At 66.7% G+C, this 22,964-nt stretch carries 25 protein-coding genes; 2 read left to right on the top strand and 23 right to left on the bottom strand.

Features of this window, described 5'->3' with window-relative positions; genetic code table 11:
* Positions 1 to 139: 139 nt before the first annotated feature.
* The 15 genes from ACFFJK_RS14690 to fliF all read right to left on the bottom strand — a co-directional run bounded on the left by ACFFJK_RS14690 (position 140) and on the right by fliF (position 13,422).
* Positions 140 to 538: a YfeK family protein gene (locus ACFFJK_RS14690; protein ID WP_379680102.1), complete on the bottom strand. Its 399-nt coding sequence runs from the start codon at positions 536 to 538 to the stop codon at positions 140 to 142.
* A 170-nt stretch (positions 539 to 708) separates the two neighbouring features.
* Complete coding sequence (locus tag ACFFJK_RS14685; protein WP_379680101.1) at positions 709 to 1,263, bottom strand: PEP-CTERM sorting domain-containing protein; 555 nt, start codon at positions 1,261 to 1,263, stop codon at positions 709 to 711.
* 324 nt (positions 1,264 to 1,587) lie between these two features.
* On the bottom strand, positions 1,588 to 2,415 hold the full coding sequence (fliR, locus tag ACFFJK_RS14680; RefSeq protein ID WP_379680099.1) for a flagellar biosynthetic protein FliR: 828 nt from the start codon (positions 2,413 to 2,415) through the stop codon (positions 1,588 to 1,590).
* Between the two features lie 59 nt (positions 2,416 to 2,474).
* The gene (gene fliQ / locus ACFFJK_RS14675) at positions 2,475 to 2,744 is read right to left on the bottom strand and encodes a flagellar biosynthesis protein FliQ (RefSeq protein WP_379680097.1); all 270 of its coding nucleotides are present in this window, start codon (positions 2,742 to 2,744) and stop codon (positions 2,475 to 2,477) included.
* A gap of 12 nt (positions 2,745 to 2,756) precedes the next feature.
* Positions 2,757 to 3,518, bottom strand: coding sequence for a flagellar type III secretion system pore protein FliP (gene fliP, locus ACFFJK_RS14670; protein WP_379680096.1), 762 nt, complete (start codon positions 3,516 to 3,518; stop codon positions 2,757 to 2,759).
* Complete coding sequence (gene fliO / locus ACFFJK_RS14665; protein ID WP_379680094.1) at positions 3,508 to 3,876, bottom strand: flagellar biosynthetic protein FliO; 369 nt, start codon at positions 3,874 to 3,876, stop codon at positions 3,508 to 3,510. The genes fliP and fliO overlap by 11 nt, the downstream gene beginning before the upstream one ends.
* Before the next feature lie 578 nt (positions 3,877 to 4,454).
* Entirely contained in the window at positions 4,455 to 4,892 is a 438-nt protein-coding gene (fliN, locus tag ACFFJK_RS14660) for a flagellar motor switch protein FliN (RefSeq protein ID WP_379680092.1), read from the bottom strand.
* 57 nt (positions 4,893 to 4,949) lie between these two features.
* The gene (fliM, locus tag ACFFJK_RS14655) at positions 4,950 to 5,933 is read right to left on the bottom strand and encodes a flagellar motor switch protein FliM (RefSeq protein ID WP_379680091.1); all 984 of its coding nucleotides are present in this window, start codon (positions 5,931 to 5,933) and stop codon (positions 4,950 to 4,952) included.
* A 35-nt stretch (positions 5,934 to 5,968) separates the two neighbouring features.
* The gene (gene fliL / locus ACFFJK_RS14650; RefSeq protein WP_379680090.1) at positions 5,969 to 6,496 is read right to left on the bottom strand and encodes a flagellar basal body-associated protein FliL; all 528 of its coding nucleotides are present in this window, start codon (positions 6,494 to 6,496) and stop codon (positions 5,969 to 5,971) included.
* A 175-nt stretch (positions 6,497 to 6,671) separates the two neighbouring features.
* A complete protein-coding gene (locus ACFFJK_RS14645) occupies positions 6,672 to 7,976 on the bottom strand; it encodes a flagellar hook-length control protein FliK (RefSeq protein ID WP_379680089.1) in 1,305 nt (434 codons plus the stop codon).
* 27 nt (positions 7,977 to 8,003) lie between these two features.
* Complete coding sequence (gene fliJ, locus ACFFJK_RS14640; protein WP_379680088.1) at positions 8,004 to 8,447, bottom strand: flagellar export protein FliJ; 444 nt, start codon at positions 8,445 to 8,447, stop codon at positions 8,004 to 8,006.
* A 62-nt stretch (positions 8,448 to 8,509) separates the two neighbouring features.
* Complete coding sequence (gene fliI, locus ACFFJK_RS14635) at positions 8,510 to 9,913, bottom strand: flagellar protein export ATPase FliI (RefSeq protein WP_379680086.1); 1,404 nt, start codon at positions 9,911 to 9,913, stop codon at positions 8,510 to 8,512.
* Between the two features lie 116 nt (positions 9,914 to 10,029).
* The gene (gene fliH, locus ACFFJK_RS14630) at positions 10,030 to 10,746 is read right to left on the bottom strand and encodes a flagellar assembly protein FliH (RefSeq protein ID WP_379680085.1); all 717 of its coding nucleotides are present in this window, start codon (positions 10,744 to 10,746) and stop codon (positions 10,030 to 10,032) included.
* Positions 10,746 to 11,750 (bottom strand): flagellar motor switch protein FliG, encoded by a 1,005-nt coding sequence (gene fliG, locus ACFFJK_RS14625; protein ID WP_379680083.1) that lies wholly within the window; start codon positions 11,748 to 11,750, stop codon positions 10,746 to 10,748. Before fliG ends, fliH begins: the two co-directional genes overlap by 1 nt.
* Positions 11,743 to 13,422, bottom strand: coding sequence for a flagellar basal-body MS-ring/collar protein FliF (gene fliF / locus ACFFJK_RS14620; RefSeq protein WP_379680081.1), 1,680 nt, complete (start codon positions 13,420 to 13,422; stop codon positions 11,743 to 11,745). The genes fliG and fliF overlap by 8 nt, the downstream gene beginning before the upstream one ends.
* 184 nt (positions 13,423 to 13,606) lie before the next feature.
* On the opposite strand from fliF, the gene fliE reads away from it, so the two are divergent.
* Positions 13,607 to 13,975 carry a flagellar hook-basal body complex protein FliE gene (gene fliE / locus ACFFJK_RS14615; RefSeq protein ID WP_379680080.1) on the top strand — a complete coding sequence of 123 codons (369 nt, stop codon included), beginning with the start codon at positions 13,607 to 13,609 and terminating at the stop codon, positions 13,973 to 13,975.
* 46 nt (positions 13,976 to 14,021) lie between these two features.
* Here fliE and ACFFJK_RS14610 read toward each other — a convergent pair whose 3' ends face one another.
* On the bottom strand, positions 14,022 to 14,483 hold the full coding sequence (locus tag ACFFJK_RS14610; RefSeq protein WP_379680079.1) for an RrF2 family transcriptional regulator: 462 nt from the start codon (positions 14,481 to 14,483) through the stop codon (positions 14,022 to 14,024).
* A gap of 176 nt (positions 14,484 to 14,659) precedes the next feature.
* On the opposite strand from ACFFJK_RS14610, the gene ACFFJK_RS14605 reads away from it, so the two are divergent.
* A complete protein-coding gene (locus ACFFJK_RS14605; RefSeq protein ID WP_379680078.1) occupies positions 14,660 to 15,280 on the top strand; it encodes a response regulator transcription factor in 621 nt (206 codons plus the stop codon).
* A gap of 45 nt (positions 15,281 to 15,325) precedes the next feature.
* Here ACFFJK_RS14605 and ACFFJK_RS14600 read toward each other — a convergent pair whose 3' ends face one another.
* From ACFFJK_RS14600 to fliD, 7 genes are all read right to left on the bottom strand, one after another.
* A complete protein-coding gene (locus ACFFJK_RS14600) occupies positions 15,326 to 16,984 on the bottom strand; it encodes a PAS domain S-box protein (protein ID WP_379680076.1) in 1,659 nt (552 codons plus the stop codon).
* 106 nt (positions 16,985 to 17,090) lie between these two features.
* The gene (locus ACFFJK_RS14595) at positions 17,091 to 17,840 is read right to left on the bottom strand and encodes a flagellar brake protein (protein ID WP_379680075.1); all 750 of its coding nucleotides are present in this window, start codon (positions 17,838 to 17,840) and stop codon (positions 17,091 to 17,093) included.
* Entirely contained in the window at positions 17,833 to 18,198 is a 366-nt protein-coding gene (locus tag ACFFJK_RS14590) for an EscU/YscU/HrcU family type III secretion system export apparatus switch protein (RefSeq protein WP_379680074.1), read from the bottom strand. The genes ACFFJK_RS14595 and ACFFJK_RS14590 overlap by 8 nt, the downstream gene beginning before the upstream one ends.
* A complete protein-coding gene (gene fliK / locus ACFFJK_RS14585; protein WP_379680073.1) occupies positions 18,191 to 19,348 on the bottom strand; it encodes a flagellar hook-length control protein FliK in 1,158 nt (385 codons plus the stop codon). The genes ACFFJK_RS14590 and fliK overlap by 8 nt, the downstream gene beginning before the upstream one ends.
* A gap of 26 nt (positions 19,349 to 19,374) precedes the next feature.
* On the bottom strand, positions 19,375 to 19,701 hold the full coding sequence (locus tag ACFFJK_RS14580; RefSeq protein ID WP_379680562.1) for a flagellar protein FliT: 327 nt from the start codon (positions 19,699 to 19,701) through the stop codon (positions 19,375 to 19,377).
* Between the two features lie 5 nt (positions 19,702 to 19,706).
* The gene (gene fliS / locus ACFFJK_RS14575; protein ID WP_379680071.1) at positions 19,707 to 20,192 is read right to left on the bottom strand and encodes a flagellar export chaperone FliS; all 486 of its coding nucleotides are present in this window, start codon (positions 20,190 to 20,192) and stop codon (positions 19,707 to 19,709) included.
* A 23-nt stretch (positions 20,193 to 20,215) separates the two neighbouring features.
* Positions 20,216 to 22,864, bottom strand: a complete 2,649-nt coding sequence (gene fliD, locus ACFFJK_RS14570; protein ID WP_379680070.1) for a flagellar filament capping protein FliD — start codon at positions 22,862 to 22,864, stop codon at positions 20,216 to 20,218.
* Between the last annotated feature and the right edge of the window lie 100 nt (positions 22,865 to 22,964).

Raw genomic sequence — 22,964 nt, 5'->3', positions numbered from 1 at the left:
AGATAGCAAAAGACCAGGCTTCGGCCTGGTCTTTTTTTATCTTGAAAAAGGGAAGCGGTCCCTCAGCCGTTGGTTGGCACAAGAATGCAAACGACATTCGCAGCGATCACTGCTTGCAGGGCGGCGCCAGCCGGCTTTCCTACTGCTTCGCCCGGGTGTCCGCTGCGCGCAGCGCCTTCAGCTCCCGGTGCAGCCAGGCCCGGCTCTCGACCGGGTCGCCATTGCCGCACCTGACCCGGTAGGGCCGGCCCGAGAAGCTGCTTTTCGAGGCGGCGAATTCGATGAACTGCTCGGTGCTGGTGACCGTTTCCGGCCGGCCTTCGATGTGTTTCAGCTTGCGCAGCAGGTGCGCGCGTGCGTCGTCACCGCTGTGCCAGCTGCGGTTGCGTTCGAACTGGCAGCCGGACGCGGTGATCCTGCCGAGCAGTGCCTCGATCTCGGCACGCACTGTGGCCGGCGTCGGGGCGGCGTTGGCGGAAAGGCAGGCCGCTCCCAGCAGGGCGAGCGCGGCCAGGCGGCTGCGGCGAATGAATGGCATAGTCATTGTGGCGGGTGCCGGCCCGGCATGCCCGCAACGTTCATCGGGCCGCCAGCATAATCGAAATACCGCGTGGCGAGCGCCCAAATGACAAATGCCAGTCAGTTTCCTGACTGGCATTTGAACGATCACCGGCGCGTCGCCGTTTGCCTGGCGCGCAGGCTCCGGGATCAGGACTGGCGGCGGCGGCGGACGGCGAGTGCGGCCAGGCCCAGGCCCATCAGGCCCAGGGTAGCCGGTTCCGGCACGGCGCGCTCGCGCTGCGGCTTGTCGACCACCGTGGCGCTCAGGCTCGAACCCGTAAAGTTGTAGTCGCCCGCGCTATCGGTGCTCAGGAAGACCGACAGCTTGCCATACGTGTTCAGTTGGCCGAGCGCCGTGGTCAGGTCGATGTCGACGGGCGTGATATTGTCTTTGCCGTTGTTGACAGCATTGTTCCTGTCGTCGCGGTACACCTGTGCGAACTCGGTGCCGCCGATGATGAACTTGAGGGTCTCGTCGCCTTTGTTCTCGTCGGTGAGGAAAATCGTCAGCTTGACGTCTTCCAGCGACTGGGTCAGGTAATCGAAGTTCTTGGTCGGGACGGTGTATTCGAACTCGAAGAACTTGGTCTTGGTGACCGTTACCTTGGTCGCCGGGGTGAAGGTATCGATGACGCCGGCGTGCGAGAGGAGGGCGGTGCCGAACAGGGATGCAGCAAGGATCAGGTTTTTAGCGATGGACATGATAGTTCCCTTTATAAGAATGAACTCACATAAAGCACAATCCATGCCAGGTAAAAAATCACTTTATAATCAATTAGTTACTCGCATTCTGTGTTCGCTTCCATTTGCACTGTAAAGATTTCCAGACAGTAATGCAAATTGCAAAATGGAGATTTATAAGACTGTGAACTATCTTGACAATTTCGTGGCTGTTTGTAAATTATGATAAATTAATTGAAACTATTATTCTTAAAATGTACGATTAATTTCTTAATTGCAATTTTGTGCTGTAAAGAAAGTCGACACTTTACAGCCGTATAGGTGAGCAAGCGCTTGTATGCCTCGTCAGTCGGGCGTGCGCGCCGGTGCTGGTGCCGACGCTGGCGGGCGCTCGGCGGCGCCGCGCGGCACCGCACGTCCGGCCTCGATGCCCTGGTTGAACAGGTTCACGATCGGCATGCCGAGGTAGGGCATGGCCAGGCTCAGGGTCAGGAAGCCCACGCCGAGCGTCACCGGGAAGCCGATACCGAAGATGTTCAGCTGCGGCGCGGCGCGCGTCAGGATGCCCAGGGCCACGTTGGTGATCAGGAGGGCGGCCACGATCGGCAGTGACAGCTGCAGGCCGGCCGAGAAGATCTTGCCGCCCCAGCGCGCCAGTTCCAGCGGCGCACTGCCCGAGAAGGGCGTGGCGGCGATCGGCATCGCGTGGAAGCTCTCGGCCAGCGCCGCCAGCAGCATCAGGTGGGCATTCACGGCCAGGAAGGCCATGGTCGCCACCAGCGCCAGGAACTGGGCGATCGCCGCCGAGCGGCCGCGTGAGTTGGGGTCGAAGAATACCGCAAAGCCCAGGCCCATGGTCATGCTGGCCACTTCGCCGGCGTACTCGATGGCGGCGAACACGATGCGCATGGCAAAGCCCATCGCCAGGCCGATCAGGAGTTCCTTGAACAGGATCAGCAGGCCGGCCCAGGACGTGGGCTCGATCGCCGGAATGTCCGGCACCGTGGGGGCGATGACGGACGCCAGCAGCACGCCGAGTGCGACCTTGATGGACATCGGCACGCCGGCATTGCCGAACAGCGGCGCGGAGGCGACCAGGCCGAGGATGCGCGTGAGCGGCCACAGCAACCCGGCTATCCAGGCATTCATTTCGCCTGTGGTAAGGCTCAGCATTGTGCAGGAATGGTTGCGCGTTCGCCCAGGGCCCGCATCACGAACTCGTCCTCACGGTGTTATCCGATCAGTCCCGGAATGCTGGTGAACACCTGGCGCATGTAGTCGAGCATGGTCGACAGCATCCACGGCCCGGCCACGACCAGCGCGATGAAAATGCCGACCAGCTTCGGGATGAAGGACAGGGTCGCTTCGTTGATCTGGGTGGCGGCCTGGAAGATGCTGATGACCAGGCCGATGATCAGGGCCACCAGCAGCATCGGGGCGGCGACCATCAGGGTCACCTCCATGGCCGTGCGGCCCATCGTCATGACGGTTTCTGGAGTCATGCTTTGCTTCCCCTAGTAGAAACTCTGGGCGAGCGAGCCCAGCAGCAATTGCCAGCCGTCGACCAGCACGAACAGCATCAGCTTGAACGGCAGCGAGATCACGGCGGGCGACATCATCATCATACCCATGGCCATCAGCACCGACGCGACCACCATGTCGATGATCAGGAAGGGGATGAAGATCGCGAAGCCGATCTGGAACGCGGTCTTCAGCTCGCTGGTAACAAAAGCCGGGATCAGGACGCGCAGCGGAATGTCCTCCGGCCCCTGCAGGGCGGGCGAGCGCGAGATTTTGACGAACAGGGCCAGGTCCGATTCGCGGGTCTGCTTGATCATGAATTCCTTCAGCGGCACCGCGCCGCGCTCGAGCGCCTCGCCCATCTGCACCTGGTTTTGCTGCAGCGGCAGGTAGGCCTCGGTATAGATGCGGTCGAACGTGGGGCCCATCACGAAGAAGGTCAGGAACAGCGCCAGGCCCACCATCACCTGGTTCGGCGGGGCGGTCTGGGTGCCGAGCGCCTGGCGCAGCAGCGACAGCACGATGATGATGCGGGTGAACGCCGTCATCATCAGGAGCGCGGCCGGCAGGAAGGTCAGCGCCGTCAGCAGGATCAGGGTCTGCACCGGCAGCGAGAAGGACGTGCCGCCGCCCGCGGCAGGGCGGGTGGTGAAGGCCGGGATGCCGGCCTGGGCCTGGGCCAGCAGCGGCAACAGCGCCAGGCCCACCAGTCCGGCCCCCAGCAGGAGGCGCTTTGCAGCTTGATTATTTCGCATTACGTTTGTCTATCGTGTTCTTGAGCCAGTCGCCGAAGCTGGCATTGGGTGCAGCGTGGCCGGCGAGCGTGGCATGTCCATGCGCGCCTTCCTGGCGCGGCATGGTGGCCAGCGCGTTGACGCGTCCGGGCGAGGCGCCGACGACGATCCACTGGTCGCCCACTTCCACCACCATGATCCGTTCGCGCCCGCCGATGCTCAGCGCGCCGACCAGCTTGACGTTGGCGCTGGCGCCCATGGCGCGCGGACCGAAGCGCTTCATGAACCACGCCAGGCCGAGCAGGAGGCCGAGCACCAGCACCAGCGCGAGGATGGTCTGCAGCAGGCTGCCGGTACTCGGCGTGGCCGAACCGGGCATGACGACCTGCGGCGGGCGCCCGTCCGGGGCCGGGGGCGTGGTTGCAGTCGTGCCGGCAGCAGGTTCCTGTGCGGTAGGCGCGGGCGGCGTTTCGGCAGTGGGCGCAGGACCGGGCGCCTGGACCGGCGTCGAAACCGGGCCGGACGGGGCAGGGCGGGCCGGGGTGGCCGGGCGGCCGGCCGTGGTGGCGCCGGGGGGCAGGGGTTGGGTTTCCTGCGAAGCCGGCGGCGTGGCTGGGACCGGTGCGGTCGCGGCTGGGGCGGCAGGTTCGATGCGGGGAGCGGCTTGCGGGGCATCCTGCTGCTGGGTAACGGGTGCGGGTGCCTGGCCGGCTCCGATTGGGGCTGCACAGGCTGCCAGTGGTGCAAACAGCAGCGCTGCCGCAATCCGTAGGCGTAGGGTGGTCGGCTTTGCCGACCGCGCGGTGATCGCCAGCGGATGAAATGACGCACGGGCAGATCCTGCCCAGTGTGAACGCGCGGACGGCGGAGCCGTCCACCCTACAACGTCGCCCGCCGCCGGGTGCGTCCGCACCGCGGTGGACTGATCATGTTCAAAAGAGGCGACGTTGCTATAGGTCATTTATTCAGTTTTCTGATCCGTTCCGACGGCGTAATGATATCAGTCAGGCGGATACCGAACTTGTCGTTCACGACCACGACTTCGCCCTGTGCGATCAGGCAGCCGTTGACCAGCACGTCCATCGGCTCGCCGGCCAGGCCGTCGAGTTCGACCACCGAGCCCTGGGCCAGTTGCAGCAGGTTCTTGATCGCGATCTTGGTGCGGCCGAGCTCCACGGTCAGCTGGACCGGGATGTCGAGGATGAAGTCGATGTCGTTCGGCGTCTCGTTGCGCGTGCCCTTGTTCGAGAAGTCCTTGAACACGGCGGCGGCCGGGGCGCTTGCTGCGGCCTGCTGCTGGCGTTCGAGCGCCGCCGCCTCGGCCGCGGCCTGCTCGGCGATCGCCGCGCCCCAATCGTCGTCGAGGCTGCTCTGGTCGTCCTGGGTGTCAGACATGGTGCTCTCCTGGTACTTGCCGGCGCAAACGGCCGGCGTGGTGCATGGGTTGCTGGATTACTTGTTGAAGTTGTCGCTGTTGGCGAGCAGGCGCTCGACCTTCAGCGCGTACTGGCCGTTGTGGACGCCGTAGCTGCAGTCCATCACCGGCACGCCGTCCACCGTGGCCTGCAGGGTTTCCGGCACCGTGATCGGGATGACGTCGCCGACCTTCATGTTGAGGATCTCGTCGAAGTTGGCGCGCCCTTCGCCCAGCACCGCCACCAGCTCGACTTCGGCGACCTGGATCTGCTGCGTCATCAGGCGCACCCAGCGCTTGTCGACTTCGAGCGCCTCGCCCTGGATGCTCGAGGTCAGTGCGTCGCGGATCGGCTCGATCATCGAGTAGGGCATGCAGAAGTGGATCTGGCCCGACACCGAGCCGAGCTCGATGGTGAAGGTGCAGGACACCACGACCTCGTTCGGGGTCGCGATGTTGGCGAACTGCGTGTTCATCTCGGAACGGATGTACTCGAACTCGATCGGGTACACCGGCTCCCACGACTTGGCATAGGCCTCGAACACGATGTCGAGGATGCGCATGATGATGCGCTGCTCGGTCTGGGTGAAGTCGCGGCCTTCCACGCGCGTGTGGAAACGGCCGTCGCCGCCGAACAGGTTGTCGACCAGCAGGAACACGAGGCCCGGGTCGAACACCATCAGCGCCGTGCCGCGCAAGGGCTTCATGTGGATCAGGTTGAGGTTGGTCGGGACCACCAGGTTGCGGATGAACTCGCTGTACTTCGAGACCCGCACCGAGCCCACCGAGACCTCGGCGCTGCGGCGCAGGAAATTGAACAGGCCAACCCGCAGATACCTGGCGAAACGCTCGTTGATGATCTCGAGCGTCGGCATGCGGCCGCGGACGATCCGCTCCTGCGTTGCCAGGTTATATGTGCGAACCCCCGAGGTGTCTTCAGGCGCCGCAATGTCGTCCTGATCGCCGTTGACCCCCTTCAGGAGGGCATCGACTTCTTCCTGTGAGAGGAAATTATCGGCCATGGTGCTTCCGCGCTTCTTTCTCGGTACTTTCTCGGTTACTGGATGATAAACGAGGTAAACAGGACGTCGGTGACGTCCTGCTCGTCGCCGCCTTTTGCAAAAGGTTCCTGGACGATTGCCTGGATCTCGGCGGCGAGCTGCTGCTTGCCTTCGACCGTGCTGATCTCCGATGCCTTCTTGCCCGACAGGAGCAGCAGCACGCGGTTGCGCACGATCGCCATGTTGTCCTTGATGAGCGTGGCCTGTTCCGGGCCGTCGACCTGCAGCGTGAACTGCACCTGCAGGTACTGCTCGCCGTTCTCCGGCTGCAGGTTGACCGTGAAGGCTTCGACCGGCACGTAGTGCGGCTTGACGTTGGACGCCTTCTTCTTTTTCTTCGATGCCTTGGGGGTATCTTCGGCGGCCGCGTCGCCGCCTTGCATGAAGAACCATGCCGCGCCACCGCCGCCGCCGAGCAGCAGGACGGCCGCGAGCGCAGCGATCATCAGCTTCTTCTTCGAGCCGGCGGGCGCTGCTGCGGCGTCGGCTTTCGGATCGGCCTTGGCTTTTGGATTCGCTTTCAAGATGCTCTCTTTACTGCTGAAAAGATTGTGTCCGTCATTATGGCATTATCGTGGGCAAGCAAAGACCGGCAAGCCCCGAAAAGAGGGGAGAAGGGCCGGCAATCCCGACGATTGTTGCGCGCGCGTGCTGACAAGCTTGTAACGCAGGGTGGGCGGCCATGCCGCCGACCCCGGATCATGCGAAGGTATCGACCATGCCGCTGTCACCCAGCGCCACGGTGCGCGTGGCCGGGCGGGCAGCGGTGTCGCCGGCATCGGCCAGGGTGCCGCCGTTACCGGCGTCGCCATTTCCGCCACCGTTCCCACGCCGCTCGCCATCCTGCGCCTGGCGTCCGTCCGGCACGCCGGCATCGACCGTCGCGTTACCGAGCGCGATGCCGCTTTCGCTCATCATCTCGCGCAGGCGCGGCAGGGCATTTTCCAGGGCCTGGCGCACTTCCAGCTGGCTCGAGGAGAAGGCCACGCTGGCCTGGTCGTTGCTCACGTTGAGCACCACCTGCACCGGACCGAGATCCGGCGGATTCAGGGTCAGCGTGGCGGCCTGTTCCTTGCCCACCATGTAGACGATGCGCTGGCTCACCTGGTTGTCCCAGGCCTGGGTGCCCACGCGGGCCGGGATGCGGTCGCCAGGGACGGCAGCCGGGTTGGCCGCGGCCTCGAGTCTGGCGGCCTGCGCCTGCAACTGGGTGAGGGTCGGGGCCGGTGCCGGGGCTTCCGCCGCGGCCTGGCTTGCGGCCTCGCGCGCCTGGCCCTGCAGCTTGCCCGGGTCTGCCGGGACGGCTGCCTGGGCATGCTGTTGTGGAGCGCGCAGGTCGGCGGCGCCGTCACCGGCAGGCTTGACGCCGGCCGCCAGCGCGAAGCCGGCGTCGTCTTCGGCAGCGGCTGCCGCAGCCGGGTCGGTGCCGGCCGCGCTATCCTGGATGTCGAGCTTGGCAAAGGCGGACTGGAGCGCGGCGAGCTGCAGCTCGGCGCCGCCTGCCGGCGCCGCTTCGGCGGCAACCGGCGCCTCGGCCTGCGCCTGCCGGGCGAGGCTGGCCATGAAGGCCAGCATGTCGGTCACCGGCGTAGCGGCGGCCTCGGCTGCCGCGGCCGCCTGTTCGGCGCTCGCCGCGTCCTCGGCGCCATCGGCGGAGCCGGCAGCCGTGGCCTGGGCCGTCGCAGGCGCGTCGGATGCCGCTTCGTTCTGCTTCGCCGGTTCGCGCGCGGCAGCCTTCGCGCCCTGGGCCTGCGCCGCCGGCTTCTCGGCGCCCTGCTGCCGTGCCGGCGCGGCCGGCTTGTTGGCGGCGGTGTTTGCCGGCGCAGGGGAGGGGGCGCCGCTCATGCCGGGCATGGCCTGGCGCTGCGCGAGCTCGCGCGAGAGCGTGGCGCCGAACAGGTTCGGGTCGGGCGCCTGCACGCCCGCCGCGGCGTTGCGCTGGGGCTGCGCCGGCGCGCCGGCGCCGGAGACCTGGAACGGAAGAGGGGTCGTCTGCATCGTCATGGTGTTCAGCCTTGGTCAGCTCAGGGGTCAGTTCTGCTTGTGGCGGGCGCCACGCGCAGCGTGGTCGTCCATCAGTTTCTGGTCGCGCTTGTTCTCGATCGCCAGCGCCTCAAGGGCGACGCGTTCGTTCAGGGTGCGGTAGGACAGGCGCTTGCGCTCGCTTTCCTGCCATGCCTTCTTTTCCACGTCCGCCTTGTACTTCGCGTGCTTGATCACTTCGCGCTGGCCGGTGATGGCGTTGTCCAGCTTGCCGATGAAGGCCACGAAGTTGTGGTACGCGAAGGGCGTGATGCCCGCCATCTGGGCCGCATCGAGCTTGCGCACGTAGTCGTCGCGGTAGCCGTCCAGCATGACCAGCTTCTGCTCGGCTTCCTCGACCGCCTTCAGGGCCGCGCCCAGGCGCTTGGCGATCGCGTCGGAGTCGCGCTGCGCCAGGTCGATCAGGGTCTCGAGTGCGGAAGGGTTGGCCATTACCGAAGCAAATGCGCGTTCACGTTAATGAGCGCAGTATAGTGCCCACCGGCATCCTTTCATCACTGGAATAGAGAGGTCAATTGCCCCAAGCTCTCCAGCATGCCTGCGTTGTCGTGGATTTCCTGGCACAGGAAGTGTTCGATCTGCTCGTGCTTGGCGATTGCCTGGTCGAGCACCGGGTCGCTGCCGGCGGCGTAGGCGCCCACGCTGATCAGGTCGCGCGAGCGCTGGTAGCGCGAATACAGCTGCTTGAGCTTGCGCGCCGCCAACTGGTGCTCGTGCGAGGTGATCGAGTGCATCGCGCGCGAGATCGACTGTTCGATGTCGATCGCCGGGTAGTGGCCCGCTTCGGCCAGGTGGCGGTTCAGCACGATGTGGCCGTCCAGGATGCCTCGCGCGGCATCCGCAATGGGGTCCTGCTGGTCGTCGCCTTCCGAGAGCACGGTGTAGAAGGCGGTGATCGAGCCGCCGCCCTCGACGCCGTTGCCGGCGCGTTCCACCAGTACCGGCAGCTTGGCGAACACCGAGGGCGGATAGCCCTTGGTGGCCGGCGGCTCGCCGATGGCCAGGGCGATCTCGCGCTGCGCCATCGCATAGCGGGTCAGCGAATCCATGATCAGGAGGACGTTCTTGCCCTGCTCGCGGAAGTGCTCGGCGATCGCGGTGGCGTAGGCGGCGCCCTGCAGGCGCATCAGGGGCGGCGCGTCGGCCGGCGCGGCCACCACGGCCGAGCGGGCGCGGCCTTCCGGCCCGAGGATCTGTTCGATGAATTCCTTGACTTCCCGCCCGCGTTCGCCGATCAGGCCGACCACGATCACGTCGGCGGTGGTGTAGCGCGCGATCATGCCCAGCAGGACCGATTTACCGACCCCGGTGCCGGCGAACAGGCCCAGTCGCTGGCCGCGGCCGACCGTCAGCATGGCGTTGATGGCGCGCACGCCCACGTCCAGGGTTTCCGAGATCGGGGCGCGGTCCAGCGGATTGATCGGACGGGCATTCAGGGGGCCGACTTCGTTGGTCGAGAGCGGCCCCTTGCCGTCGAGCGGGCGGCCGGCGCCGTCCACCACCCGGCCCAGCAACTGCATGCCGACCGGCAGGTGGCGCGCGCGGTCGCTCGGGCGGCGGCGCGGGTGCTGCACGGTGCCCGGTTTCGGCAGCGCCGACTCGACCGGGAACACGCGCGAGCCGGGCACCACGCCTTCGACGTCGCTCTGCGGCATCAGGAACAGGCGCTCGCCCTCGAAGCCGACCACCTCCGCTTCGATCTTCACGCCGTTGGCGACCGGGATGGTGCAGGCGCTGCCGACGGCCAGCTTCAGGCCGACGCATTCCATCACCAGGCCGGCCACGCGTGTGACGCGGCCCGAGACCTGCATCGGCTCGGCGAAGCCGACCAGGGCGTCGCAGTCCTTGATGAAGGCTTTCCAGCGGGCGGTGTGGCGGTCGGTCGTTTGTGCAGTCATGGTTTTGTAGGGTGGCCGGGTTTCCCGGCCGCGCGTTCAACGATCGTATTGGATTTCAATGGGTGTTCATGGTCCGCGGCCGGGGTTTGAACGCGCGGTCGGCGGAGCCGACCACCCTACGGCAGCCAGTCGACGTTGGATTGGAGGGCATGCGTCAGCCGTGCCCAGCGGGCAGCGGCTTGCGCATCGATCTGGTTGCTGGCCGTATCGACCTTGCAGCCGCCGCGCGCCATCGCGGCATCCTCGGCGATGCGCCAGCCGCCCTTGACCAGCTCCTGGCCCATGGCCTGGCGCACGATCTCGGCATCGAGGGGATGGAGCGTCAGCACGGCCGGCTGGGCCAGTACCGGCAGGTAGCCGATCGCTTCCTGCACTACCGGCAGGATCAGTTCGGGGCGCACGTCGAAGGCGGTGCGCACCATGCCGCGCGCCAGGCGCAGGGCCAGTTCCAGCACGTCGTGGGCAATGGTCTCGTCGGCCTGCATCACGGCCTCGCTGAAGGTGGCGGCGATGGACCGCAGGTGTTCCAGTTCGGCCGTGGCCTCGGCCTGGCCGGCGCCGGCGCCGTCGGCATAACCCTGGGCGTGGCCTTCGGCATGGCCGGCAGCATGACCTGCAACCCGGCCTTCCTCCAGCCCTTCGGCATAGCCCTCGGCGCGCGCCTGCTCGCGGATCGCTTCCAGTTCCTCGATGGTCGGCAGCGCGACCTGCGGCACGATTTCCACCGGTGCCGCGGCGGCGGCGGGGGCGGGCGCCTGGCGGCGCGCCGGACGCTCGTCGAACGAGGTCATTTCCCAGCGCTGGTAAGCGCTTTGCTGTTCCTTTGGAATCATCAGATGAACGAATCCTCGCCTTTACCGCCCAGCACGATCTGGCCTTCGTCCGCCAGGCGGCGCACGATCTGCAGGATCTGCTTCTGCTGGGTCTCCACTTCCGACAGGCGCACCGGGCCTTTCGATTCCAGGTCTTCGCGCATCATCTCGCCGGCGCGCTGCGACATGTTCTTGAAAATCTTCTCGCGCAGGTCCTGCGAGGCGCCCTTGAGGGCGATGATCAGCATCTCGGACTGCACTTCGCGCAGCAGCAGCTGGATGCCGCGGTCGTCGATGTCGATGATGTTGTCGAACACGAACATCTCGTCCATGATCTTCTGCGCCATGTCGTTGTCGTAGTTCTTGATGTTGTCCATGACGGCCGCTTCCTGCTCGCCGCTCATGAAGTTCAGGATCTCGGCGGCGGTGCGCACGCCGCCCAGCGAGGACTTCTTGATGTTCTCGTTACCCGACAGCAGCTTGGTCAGCACGTCGTTCAGCTCGCGCAGCGCCGCCGGCTGGACGCCGTCCAGGGTCGCGATACGCAGCACCACGTCGTTGCGCAGGCGTTCGGTGAAGTGGGCCAGGACTTCGCAGGCCTGGTCGCGTTCGAGGTGCACCAGGATGGTGGCGATGATCTGCGGGTGCTCGTTGCGGATCAGTTCGGCCACCGAGGGCGAATCCATCCACTTCAGGCTCTCGATGCCCGAGGCGTCCTTGCCGCCCAGGATGCGGTTGAGCAGCACGGCGGCCTTGTCGTCGCCCAGCGCCTTGGTCAGCACCTGGCGGATGTACTCGTCCGAGTCGAGGCCGACGTTCGAGTGCAGGTTGGTCTCTTCCACGAAGTCTTCCAGCACCTTCACGACTTCGCCGTGCTGCACCGCCTTCATCTGCGCCATCGCGGCGCCCAGCTTGAGCACCTCGCGCGGGCCGAGGAACTTCATCACTTCGGCCGCTTCCGTCTCGCCCAGGGCCAGCATCAGGATCGCCGCCTTCTGTACGCCTTCCTTGTCCTTGTCACTCATTTGATCCCAACCATGCCTTGATTACGTTTGCCACGATGCGCGGGTCTTCGCGGGCCAGGTCCTGCGCCATCTGCAGGTTCGCCCGGTAGCCCTGGTTCCGGCGTTCCACTTCCTGTTCTTCCAGCTCTTCCGGATCCGGCTCGGCTTCTTCCTCGGTCTCTTCTTCTTCCGGTTCCGGTTCCGGCGGCAGCGCCGTGGCCTCGTCGAACTTCTTGATCGCCGGGCGCATCAGGGGCAGCAGGATGCGGAAGTAGAGGAAGGCCAGCACCGCGAACAGCAGCAGGTACTTGCCGATCTCCTTGGCCAGCGGCAGGTTGGCCGGGTCGCGCCACCAGTCGATGCTCGGGGGCGTCTCGTCCGGGCGGTCGACGCCGTCGAACGGGGCGTTGGTCACGTTCAGGGTATCGCCGCGCGCCTCCGAATATCCCATCGCCTGCTTGACCAGCTCGTTGATCTGGGCGACTTCGGCGGCGGCCAGCGGGCGCACGGTGATCTTGCCGGTGGCGGGGTCGACGCTGCGGCGGTGGTTCACCACCACGCCCACCGTCAGGCGCTTGACGCCGCCCATCGGGCGCTGCTCGTAGCGGATGGTCTTGTCGACTTCGTAGTTGGTGGTCGCGTCCCTGCGGGTCGGGCCGGCGGCGGCCGGGCCTGCGGCCGGCCCTTGGCCGTCGATCGGCGCGGTGGCCACGCCCGGCGGCTGGTTCGACAGCGCGCCCGGGATACCCGAGGCGCCAGGGCCCGGCTGGGTCGATTCCGAAGTCTGCTGGCTGCGGATCGCCTGCGGTTCCGGCGGCGAGTTCGGCTTGTACATCTCGGCGGCGGTGTCGACCTGGGCAAAGTCGATCTCGGCGGTCGCCTCGGCGCGCACGTTGCCCTTGCCGACCAGCGGGATGATGATCGACTCGACCTGCTTGATGATGTTCTGCTGCACCTGCTCGACATACTTCAGCTGGCTCGGGTCGAGCTGCTTGCCCAGCCCGGTCTTGTTCGAGGTGTCCGACAGCAGGTTGCCGTGCTGGTCGACCACGGTGACGTTGCCCGTGGTGAGTTCCGGCACGCTCGAGGCGACCAGGTGGACGATGGCGCTGACCTGGCCCGGGTCCAGGGCGCGGCCCGGCTGCAGGTTCAGCAGCACGGAGGCGGTGGGCTTCTGCTGGTCGCGCACGAAGACCGAGGGCTTGGGCAGGGCCAGGTGCACGCGCGCGGCGCCGACCGAGCCGAGCGACTGGATCGAGCGTGCCAGCTCGCCTTCGAGCGAGCGCTGGTAATTCACTTGTTCCAGGAACTGCGACACGCCCAGCTTCTGGTTTTCCATCAGTTCGAAGCCGACGTTGCCGCCCTTCGGCAGACCCTGGGCCGCGAGCTTCAGGCGCAGGTCGTGGATCTGCTCGGCGGGCACCAGGATCGCGCTGCCGCCTTCGGAGAACTTGTACTTGACCCCCATCTGGTCGAGCGAGGCGGTAATGGCGCCGCCGTCGCGGTCGCTGTAGTTCGAGAACAGCACGCGGTAGTCCGGCGCCTGGCTCCACATCCAGAGCGCGATCATGATTGCGAGGACCGCCGCTATGCCGCCGCCGACGGCGACGCGCTTGCCCATCGTGGTCTGGAAAAAGCCCTGCGGCTGCTCGGGCGCCGGGGTGTCGATCAATTCATCAGCAACTGCTGCCATGGTGGGGTCGGGTGTCCGGAATAGGGAAGAATCGTACGTTAGGCCATATTATGGAGCCGCGGGGCAACATTCAAACCCTGAAATAGGGGTGGAAAACCGTGCTTCTTCACCCGAGGAAGTAGCCGGTGGGCTGATATTCTGGCAGCCTGAGTTCAATGGCAGGATCGACAGGGCAGGAGGAGCGATGAGTATTGGTGGAATCGGCGGCATCGACAGCAGCCGCATCCAGGCGATGATGGAGCAGTTGAAGGCCGCGGCGACCAAGCCGGCCGCAGCGCCGCTCGCGCCCGCGGGCCTGGGCAACGTCGGCGCCAAGCCCGCCGTCGAGAAGCTCGACTTCGCCGAGGCGCTCAAGACCTCGCTGCAGCAGGTCAGCGACACCCAGAAGGCGGCACAAGCGCTGGGCCAGCGCTTCGCCATGGGCGACGATACCGTGAGCCTGTCGGACACCATGATCGCCATGCAGAAATCCAGCATCGCCTTCCAGGGCACGGTGCAGGTGCGCAACAAGCTGGTGTCGGCCTATCACGACATCATGAACATGCAGGTGTAAGCCTGGCGGGAACACGCCGTGTCGTACAGCAGTTCCAGACTGCGCATCAGGCCGCCTGTTGTTCCTTGCGATGGAAGGTGACCGGAATGCTCGGGTCGCGCGGCGCCGGTTCCGGCAGCAGCGAGGCCAGGGTGTGGCGGTCGAGTTCGGCGAGGTAGGCGGAGGTGGCGTTGCTCAGCACGCCCTTGAGGCTGCAGTTCCTGACCAGCCCGCAGGGGTTGCCGGCCGGGTCGAAGCACTCGGCCATGTAGAAGTCGCTTTCGCTCTGGCGCACCACGGCCCCGATGTTGATGTCCTCGGGCCTGTGGGCCAGGCGGAAACCGCCGTTGCGGCCGCGGATGGTTTCGATGACGCCGTTGCGGCCGAGCTCGTGCACCACCTTCATGAGGTGGTTCTTCGAGATCGAATGCAGGTCCGCGATCTCCTGGATCGTCACGAGGCGGCCCGGATTGCTGCCGAGGTGGAGCAGGGTCCGCAACGTATAGTCGGTGAAGGAGGTAAGGCGCATGATCGGCCAAGTATAGCGCATCGCCGTTGCCGGCGCGTCGAGCGGACCTCCGCCGGGCAGGCAACGAGGCATGCATATCGACTAGTTATTACAAAGCATTACTTGCCTTATTGTTCTTGTCGTTTCAATATGATGGTTGTCCGCCGCCCGCCGCGGCCGTCTGCTGGAGTCCGCCCATGCACCCGATACCATCCGCCGTCCACATCATGCATGCCGACCCGATCGTCACGATCGGCCTGCATGCCGTCCTGGCCGAGCATCCCGGCCTGCGTGTCACCACGCACCTGCGTCATCCGGAAGCACAGCGCGCAGCGCGCGTGCTCGTGACCGATTACGACACCGGCGTCGCGCTGGCGCGCCAGCCGGCCGGTTTGGGACAGCTTCCCGGCGTACTGGTCGTGACAAGCTTCGACAAGGAATGGGAAGTGCGCCTGGCGATGGATGCCGGCGTGGCCGGCTACCTGCCGCAGTCCTGCGCCCCCGACGAACTGTCGCACGCCGTGGGCCTGCTGGCGCGCGGCCAGCGCTACCTGAGCGAGTCGATGACGCGCAGCGTGGCCGACAGCCTGACCCGCGAGGCCCTGACCGGACGCGAGACCGACGTGCTGCAACTACTGGCGCAGGGCTGCTGCAACAAGTCGATCGCGCGCAAGCTCGGCATCGGCGTGGGCACCGTGAAGACCCACGTCAAGGGCGTCATGAACAAGCTCGATGCCACCGCGCGCACCCACGCAGTGGTGGTGGCGACGCAGCGCGGCCTGATCCGTCCCGGAGGCGGCGCGGCGGCGCACGGCTGATCGCCGGCTTCAGCCGGCCGGCGCCGGCCGGCGCCGCGCACCGTCTCAACGTCCGCCAGCCCTGACCACCCACAGCCCGTCGCGCAGGAAGGCAACCCGGTTCTTGCCGGCATTCTTGGCGACGTACATTGCCGCATCGGCGCGCGACAGCAGGGTGTCGGCGCTGTCGGCGGGCTGGTAGAGCGCCACGCCGATGCTCGCCCCGACCTCGGTGCGGCCCGCCAGCTGCGGATAGGGCCTGCCGGCCGCGCCGAGGATCTTGCTGCAGACCCCTTCCGCGTCGAGCTCGGCGTTGGCCACGTGGTCGAGCAGCACCACGAATTCGTCGCCGGCCAGGCGCGCCACCTGGTCGGTGCGCCGCACCGACTGGCCGAGGCGGCGGCCGAACTCGATCAGCACGGCGTCGCCCATTTCGTGGCCGCAGATGTCGTTCACGGCCTTGAAGCCGTCGAGGTCGATGAACAGCAGCACCAGCGGGCGCGGCGGCTGGCGGCTGGCGGCCTCGATCGCGCGCTGCAGGCGGCCCATGAATTCATAGCGGTTGGGCAGGCCGGTGAGGAAATCGTGGGTGGCGCGGTGGTGCAACTGCTCCGACATGCGGCGCTGCTCGGAGACGTCGCGCAGGAAAGCGTGGAAATAAAGTTCGCCGTCGAAGGGCAGCGCGCCGACCGTGATCTCGACCAGGATCTCGCTGCCGTCCTTGCGCAGCGCCGGCACCTCGACCCGCTTGCGCGGCGACGCGAGCTGGCCGTGGCGCAGGAAGGCCTGCACGCCGTCCAGGTGCTGGCGCCGCATGCGCTGCGGCGTGAGCAGTTCCACCATCGGCTGGCCGATCGCCTCCTGCGCGCTCCAGCCGAAGGTGAGTTCGGCCTGTTTGTTCCACTCGGTGATGATGCCCCGTTCGTTCATGCCGAGGAAGGCGTCGTTGGCATTCTCGATCAGCAGGCGGATCTTCTGCTCCTGGCTGCGCAGCCGCTCTTCGTTCTCGATCTGGGTGGTGACGTCGCGCACCGAGCAGTACATCAGTCCGTTGTTGAGGGCGCGCGTGCTCCACTCGAGCCAGCGGTAGCCGCCGCGCGCGTGGCGATAGCGGTTGCGGAAGCCCCTGGCCACCCCGCCGCGGTAGATCCTGCCGGCTTCGGCCAGCGTGGCCGCGACGTCGTCCGGATGGACGAAGTCGATGAAGGGGCGCGAGCTCAGCTCGTCCTGCGTCCAGCCCAGTGCATCGGTCCAGGCCGGGTTCACCTGCAGCAGGTAGCCGTCGGTGCCGGTGATCGCGAGCAGGTCGGGCGACAGGGTAAAGAAGGCGTCGCGGTCTTCGACCGCCTTCTTGTGCTCGGTGATGTCGATCATCTGCCCGATCAGGCATTCCGGATTGCCCCCGGCATCGCGGCTGAGCGTCACCGTCAGCAGGCCCCAGATGATGCGCCCGCTCGCATGCCGGTAGCGCTTTTCCAGGTTGTAGAAATCGATTTCGTTGGCCAGCACCTTGTTGAGCAAGGTCAGGTCGCCGTCCAGGTCGTCCGGATGGGTGATTTCCTGGAAGGTCAGCGCCAGCAGTTCGTCGCGCGTATAGCCGATGATCCGGCACAGTGCCGGATTGACCTCGATCCAGTGGCCTTGCAGGCTGATAAGTGCCATGCCCACCGACGAATGGGCAAAGGCGGTAAAGAAGAGGTCGGTCGTCGGGGAACGCGTCGGCATCGGGTCACCAGGGGTCAATACAGCCGCTAGTGTAGCCCAACTCCTGTTTGTTAACTATAGGGCAACAAGAAATACTGCCGGCCAGTCAATGCCGCGATCTGGTGGATCAGGCCAGGCCCGCCAGCCGTGCATTGCGCTCGCGCTCGAGCTTGGTGATGTAGCGTTGCACGCCGGCCATTCCGCCGCGCGAGATGTCGACGAACTGCAGGCCGAGGCGGCGGTTGGGCTTGTTGTTGAGCAGGGTCATGTCGAGCGAATTGCGCACCTGCAGCGTGACCGTGACCGGGCCGATCTCGGGCAGTTCGATGCGGCAGTTGGGGAACTCCTCGCCGACCGTGCTGCTGAGCTGGAGCTTGTTGTCGAGGATGGCGATGCCGCCGCAACTGATGTCGTGCAAGGGGAACACCCCGGTGCCGGCGCCCAGCGCGGGCGGCAGCGGGATGATCGCGCGCACCGGATTCGAGACCGGCGTCTCCATCCGGTAGTACTCGCGGCGCTGCAGGCGGATCAGGGTGGGCGGGATGTCGGCGCGCAGCGCGGCGTTGCCCTCGAACAGGGTGGGGCGCAGTTCCTCGGCGGTGAACAGGATGCGGATCTTGTCGAGATAGGTTTCGCAGCGCACGCGGCCGGCGGCGACGATGCGCTCGTTCTGCTCGCGGTCGATCGAGCGGTCCAGCACGATGGTGTTGGTGTCGGGATCGACCTCGAGGATGGTCGTGACGCAGACGTCGGCCTCGCCCTTGACCAGCATGCGGATCAGCTGGTGCTTTTCGCCGATCTGGCGCAGCAGGGCCACGATTTCGCGACGCGACTCCACCTCGTAGTCGTGCCAGTTTTCCAGTTCCTGATTATTCATTGCTTGTACCGGCGTTCGCCGCGTCGTCCTGGTTGAGGTGGGGCGTCGGATCGGGCGGAGGCAGAATCGGAATCGGACCTCCATGTTTCTGAGCCGACTCAATATGATATAGCCATGCCAACAGTTCCGCAATTGCGCGGTACAGGGCCGGCGGGATCTCGCGGTCGAGGTCGACCCGCATCAGCAGCCCGACCAGCTCCTTCGATTCGTGCACGAAGACGCCGGCCTCCCGGGCGCGCTGCATGATCTGCTCGGCGACCAGGCCCTGGCCCTTGGCCACGACCTTCGGCGCCGGGTCGCCGCTGCCGTAGGCAAGGGCGACGGCGCTCGGGCGTCCCTTGCTCGGTGGTTCAGCCATCGTTGGGGTGGTCGTCCTGGCGCGGGGCCCCGCTGCTGCGCACGTCGAAGCCCGCCAGGTGGGTGCCGGCCGCCTCCAGCGCGCCGGCCAGGCCGGCCATGTGCCGGCGCAGCAGGGCGGCGGTGGCGTCGCTGCCGGCCGCGAACTGCACCTGCACCCGGCTGCCCGCCAGCGTCAGGCGCGCGTCGATCTCGCCCAGTTCGGGAAAGCGCAGGCGCAGGCGGCTGTGCCAGTGCGCGTCGGGCGCCCCGGCTTCGTCGCGGCCCTCCTGCTGCCCGTCGTCCACCTTGCGTTGTATTTCCAGTTCCATCGGCTGGCCCGGCCACAGCTTGCCCTGCCAGGCGACCTGCGCCTGCTCCTGGGTGGCCAGCTGCAGGTTGATGAACTGGGCCACCGCGGGGTCGAGGGGCGACTGGCGCAGGCCCTCGCGCGCGGCCTGCTGCTGCGGTTCGGCGTCCAGCTCGGACAGCAGGCGGGCGCCCTGCGCCCATTGCGCCACATGCGACTCGTAGAACAGCCCGCTTTTGCCCAGCGCCTGCCGAAGGCCGGCGGCGATGCCGGCGGCGTCGGCCCCGGCCGCGGCGACCACCGGCGCCCGGCCGACGATCGAGGTCAGCGGCTCACCGGCTTTCCCGGCCGCGGCCAGCACGGCGCCGATGGCCTGGCCGGCCGGGCTGATGGTGGTGTGGTTGGCGTCCGCGCCGGCGCCCAGGGCGGCCGCGCCGGCCGCGGTGGCCTGCAGCAGGGCGGCGGCGCGCCCGATGCCGGCACTGGCGGCGCCTTCGCGCATGGCGAGCGGGGCCTTCGACGGATCGGCGCCCTGCGGCAGCGGCGGTCCGGCTTCGCTGAAGACGGCCCCGCCCTGGACGCCGACCTGGAAGGTCGGGCGCGGGTGTACCGAGACCAGGGTCAGGGGCACGTCGGCGCCGACCTGGGCGCTGGCCGGGAGCTGCATGCGGGCGGGGATGTTGGCGACCTTGACGACGAAGCTGCCGTCGCTCAGTTTGGCAAGGACCTCGCCGTGCAGCGCCTTGCCCAGCTGGGGGGCGAGGGCGCGCTGGAAGGCCTGCTGGCGCGGATCGGCAAGCTGCTCGGCCGGCCTGGCGGGCGTGACCGGGCCGACGGGGGCAACGAGATCGCGCGGCAGCATGCTTCGTCAAACGAGGCCGGGCGGCCTCAGACGCCGTAGGCGCGCGCGATGCGGCGTTCGGTCGAGGTATTGCCGATCAGGGCCGACAGGCGCGCCATCCACGGGGTGGTCAGGTCGCGGATCTGGCGGTCGGCGTCGAGCATGCGGCGGATCGCGTTGACCTTGCGCTCGCGCTGGGCGCCGGCGAGCGGCTGCGCGCCTTCGTGTTCCTTCAGCTGGCGCACGCAGGCGGCGCATTGCTGTTCGAGCTCGGTCAGGCGGTCCCAGTCGCTGGCGGTCGCGGCATCGAGCATCTGGTCGGTGATGCCGACCATGGTTTCATAAACGGAAACGACATCTTGTCCGGTCATCATCATTCTCAAGCGCTCAACAGGGTTGCCTTGTGCAGGAAGGAAGGTGCGGCGGCCGCGGCGGCCGGTCCGGCAGCACCTGGCTGCTCGTTCTTGTCGCCGATCTGGACCCATGCCCCGCGCAGGTCCGACAGCAGGCCATGGACTTCCTCGACCGCGGCGATGTCGTTCTTGATGTTGGCCTGCAGCAGGCGGCGGCTCATGTAGTCGTACAGCGCGTCGAGGTTCTGGGCGATCTCGCCGCCGGCCGACTTGTCGAGCGAGGCGCGCAGGCCGTTGTCGATGATCGTGATCGCCTTCGAGATGGCCGCACCCTTGGCCGCGATGCTGGCCGTGGCGTTGGCCGACTTCATGTGGTTGATCGCGCTGAGCAGCGCCACCATGGCGCCGTCGTACAGCATGACGACCAGTTTGTGCGGCGAGGCCGCGGCGACGCCGGTCTCGAGACCGACCTTGGCGTAGGCGTTGACGCCGCGTTGCATGGTTCCAAACATCTTGGTTCTCCAGGTACTGTGGATCAGCGTGTGTTCGCGGTCAGTGCCGCGAGCTGCTGGGTCAGGTAGGCCGAGGTCGATTGCATCGACATCAGGGCGGTGTCGAGCGCCGTGAACTGGGCCCGGTAACGTTTTTCGATCGTCTCCAGGCGCGAACTGAACTGGTCGCGCGCCGTGGCGACGGATTTGAGCGTGATGTTCAGCCCGTCGGTCTTGCTGGTCAGCAGGCTGCCCTTACCGGTGAAGGTGGCGGCCAGGTTGGTCAGCTCGAAGGCGAAGCCCTTGGAAAAGCTGACGCTGCCGCGCTCGCCTGTGCTGCCGCCGGTGATCGACAGCTGGATGCCCTCGGCAGGCGAACCGGCCGCGGCGCTCAAGGCCTGGCCGTTGCCGGTGGCGGCGACGCCGCCGATCGTGCCTTCGACGTCCTTGCCCACGACCGGCGCTGCGCCGAACAGCAGGCTCGGCGAAAAACCGCTGACGCCGCTGATCGCGATGTTCGACATCGAGCCGTATTTGCTCGAGGAGATCGACAACTGGCCGTTTTCGAACCTGGTCTCGACCGTGTCGCCGGCGCCGGCGAAGGTGGTGTTGCCGTTGATGGCCGCGCGCAGCATGGCTGCCAGCTGCGTGCCGGTATAGGTACCTGCCGCCAGCGCGATGTCCTGGGTCTTCTTTTCGTTTACCGGGTCGGTCTGGTTGAGCGTGACGCGCCAGGTGGTGCCCGGCGGAATCATGGTGCTGGCCGACAGGTCGGCGGTGCTCGCCAGCGTGCCCTGGGTCGCCAGGCTGGTGATGTTGACGCCGTAGGTCCCCGCCTTGGTGGCCGCGCTCGACTTGCTGAATTTGACCATGCCGTCGGTGGCGCTGCCCATGGCTGCGAACAGGTTGCCGATCTCGGCGAAATTTTCCGTGACAGCCTTGTTGAGCTTGCCCGAGTCGACCGCCAGGCCGCCGTCCTTCTGGAAGGTGATGCCCACTTGGCTGAGGGTGTTCAGGCTGCCGCCCGTGCCTTCGACGGCGGCGCCGAGCTGGCGCCGCAGCTGGTTCTGGATCGAGCGCACCGAGGCGTCGCCCTGCAGCGGGCCGCCGGTCTTGGTTTCGGCGTTGTAGCCGGTCAGGCTCGAAATCGTCTTGTTGAGCTCGTTATACGCCTTGACGAAGTTGTTGACGGCGGTCGATACCGAGGCGGTATCGCGGGTGACGTTCAGGGTGGTGTTGCCGGTGGCGGAGACGTCGAGCGAGACGCCCTGCACGGCGTCGGTGACGGTCGTGCTGCTGCTGCGGATGTCGATCCCGTTCATGTTGAGCAGGGTGTCCTGCGCCGCGCTGGTCTGCGTCAGTCCCTGGGCGCCGCCCGGGTCGTGTCCGAGCAGGGCGGCGATACCCGGGTTCGGGTCATTGCCGTCGACACCGTCGACACTGATCTTCATCGACGATTTTTCACCGGTCTTGTTCGAGGTGATCACCAGGTGGTAGGGATTGTCGCTGCCGTTCGAGACGATGGTGGCGGTGACGCCGATGTTGGCCTTGTTGATCGCGTCGCGAATGCCTTGCAGCGACTGCTCGCCGGGGGCGAGGGTCACGGTGCCGCTGGCCTGGGCGCCATCCTGGACGAAGGCAGCGCCGTCCAGGTAGCTGCCCACGCTGCCTTTGGTCAGGCCGGCGGCGGCCGGGTTGGTGCCGCCGACCAGGATCTGGCTGCCGTCGCGCGAGCTCAAGGTCACGCCGGCGGTGGTGGTCACGCGCGAACCGGTGTTCTCGGCCGGGGCGCCGATACCGCCGGCAACCAGGCCTTCGCCGCCCACGGCCTCGGCCACGGTCAGGTTCGAGCCGTCCATGGCAGTGAAGCGCAGGGTGCCGTCCTCGGCCTTGCCGCTCACGGTAATGTTGGCGGCAGCCAGTGCGGCGCTGACGCCGCCGCCCTCCAGGGCGTGGTCGAGGTCCGCAGCGGTAAACGCCGCTTCATGGTCGCTGTGGGAAACGATCTCCACGCCGCCGACGGTAAGGGTGTAGCGCGCGCCCTCTTCGACGCTGACATCCCCGAAGCCATCGAACAGGCCCTCGGCGCTGGAGGCCGGACCGGCCTTCGCGGTCACGCCGGTGGTTTCGCTCTTGGCATTGATCGCTTCGGCCAGCTGGGCCGCGCTGCGGGTGGAGGCGCTGGTCGTGATGGCGGTGCCGTTGATCGACAGCGAGCCGTTGCTGATGCCGCTCGTCGCCACCGAGGCGCCGAGCGCTGCGCCGGCAAAGCCGAAGCTGCCGCCGCTGATGCTGCCGAACTGGAACGTGAGGGTGGTAGGTGCGGCGACGCCGATGGTCGCGCTCATGCTTGCCCGGCCCGTCGTGCTCAGGCTCTGGGCCGACGCCAGTTGCGATACGTTGATCCTGTACTTGCCGGCGACGGCGCTGCCGCTGGCGCTGCCGTTCAGGATGTCCTTGTTGCTCGACGTCGCGCTCAGGGCGCTGAAGGTGGAAGGCGAGTTGAGGGAGGTGAGGGCGCCCTGGAATGCGCCGACCGCAGCGCTGACTTTGCCGAGCGCGGCCACGCGCGCCTGCAGCGCAGCGGCCTTCTTGTCGAAGTTCGCGAGCGGCGCCGCCTCGGCCTGCATCAGCTTTGCCACCAAGCCTGCGACGTCGAGGCCGGAACCGATACCAGATGAACTGATGCCCACTTGTTTCTCCCGTGAAAGCAATAATGTAAGTCATTATCGACAGAAGCAAACCGGACTTAAGAGTGGGAAATGTGTCTCAATTCAAATAGATGAAGAAAGC

This window comes from Massilia consociata (genome assembly GCF_042432755.1).
Classification (GTDB): domain Bacteria; phylum Pseudomonadota; class Gammaproteobacteria; order Burkholderiales; family Burkholderiaceae_D; genus Telluria; species Telluria consociata.
This window is presented reverse-complemented; position numbering and strand designations above follow the sequence as displayed.

Excerpts from the sequence above, each read along its gene's own strand:
- ACFFJK_RS14690 (WP_379680102.1), bottom strand. The coding sequence starts at position 538 with ATGCCATTCATTCGCCGCAGCCGCCTGGCCGCGCTCGCCCTGCTGGGA.
- ACFFJK_RS14685 (WP_379680101.1), bottom strand. The coding sequence starts at position 1,263 with ATGTCCATCGCTAAAAACCTGATCCTTGCTGCATCCCTGTTCGGCACC.
- fliR (WP_379680099.1), bottom strand. The coding sequence starts at position 2,415 with ATGCTGAGCCTTACCACAGGCGAAATGAATGCCTGGATAGCCGGGTTG.
- fliQ (WP_379680097.1), bottom strand. The coding sequence starts at position 2,744 with ATGACTCCAGAAACCGTCATGACGATGGGCCGCACGGCCATGGAGGTG.
- fliP (WP_379680096.1), bottom strand. The coding sequence starts at position 3,518 with ATGCGAAATAATCAAGCTGCAAAGCGCCTCCTGCTGGGGGCCGGACTG.
- fliO (WP_379680094.1), bottom strand. The coding sequence starts at position 3,876 with ATGCCCGGTTCGGCCACGCCGAGTACCGGCAGCCTGCTGCAGACCATC.
- fliN (WP_379680092.1), bottom strand. The coding sequence starts at position 4,892 with ATGTCTGACACCCAGGACGACCAGAGCAGCCTCGACGACGATTGGGGC.
- fliM (WP_379680091.1), bottom strand. The coding sequence starts at position 5,933 with ATGGCCGATAATTTCCTCTCACAGGAAGAAGTCGATGCCCTCCTGAAG.
- ACFFJK_RS14645 (WP_379680089.1), bottom strand. The coding sequence starts at position 7,976 with ATGACGATGCAGACGACCCCTCTTCCGTTCCAGGTCTCCGGCGCCGGC.
- fliJ (WP_379680088.1), bottom strand. The coding sequence starts at position 8,447 with ATGGCCAACCCTTCCGCACTCGAGACCCTGATCGACCTGGCGCAGCGC.
- fliI (WP_379680086.1), bottom strand. The coding sequence starts at position 9,913 with ATGACTGCACAAACGACCGACCGCCACACCGCCCGCTGGAAAGCCTTC.
- fliH (WP_379680085.1), bottom strand. The coding sequence starts at position 10,746 with ATGATTCCAAAGGAACAGCAAAGCGCTTACCAGCGCTGGGAAATGACC.
- fliG (WP_379680083.1), bottom strand. The coding sequence starts at position 11,750 with ATGAGTGACAAGGACAAGGAAGGCGTACAGAAGGCGGCGATCCTGATG.
- fliF (WP_379680081.1), bottom strand. The coding sequence starts at position 13,422 with ATGGCAGCAGTTGCTGATGAATTGATCGACACCCCGGCGCCCGAGCAG.
- fliE (WP_379680080.1), top strand. The coding sequence starts at position 13,607 with ATGAGTATTGGTGGAATCGGCGGCATCGACAGCAGCCGCATCCAGGCG.
- ACFFJK_RS14610 (WP_379680079.1), bottom strand. The coding sequence starts at position 14,483 with ATGCGCCTTACCTCCTTCACCGACTATACGTTGCGGACCCTGCTCCAC.
- ACFFJK_RS14605 (WP_379680078.1), top strand. The coding sequence starts at position 14,660 with ATGCACCCGATACCATCCGCCGTCCACATCATGCATGCCGACCCGATC.
- ACFFJK_RS14600 (WP_379680076.1), bottom strand. The coding sequence starts at position 16,984 with ATGCCGACGCGTTCCCCGACGACCGACCTCTTCTTTACCGCCTTTGCC.
- ACFFJK_RS14595 (WP_379680075.1), bottom strand. The coding sequence starts at position 17,840 with ATGAATAATCAGGAACTGGAAAACTGGCACGACTACGAGGTGGAGTCG.
- ACFFJK_RS14590 (WP_379680074.1), bottom strand. The coding sequence starts at position 18,198 with ATGGCTGAACCACCGAGCAAGGGACGCCCGAGCGCCGTCGCCCTTGCC.
- fliK (WP_379680073.1), bottom strand. The coding sequence starts at position 19,348 with ATGCTGCCGCGCGATCTCGTTGCCCCCGTCGGCCCGGTCACGCCCGCC.
- ACFFJK_RS14580 (WP_379680562.1), bottom strand. The coding sequence starts at position 19,701 with ATGATGACCGGACAAGATGTCGTTTCCGTTTATGAAACCATGGTCGGC.
- fliS (WP_379680071.1), bottom strand. The coding sequence starts at position 20,192 with ATGTTTGGAACCATGCAACGCGGCGTCAACGCCTACGCCAAGGTCGGT.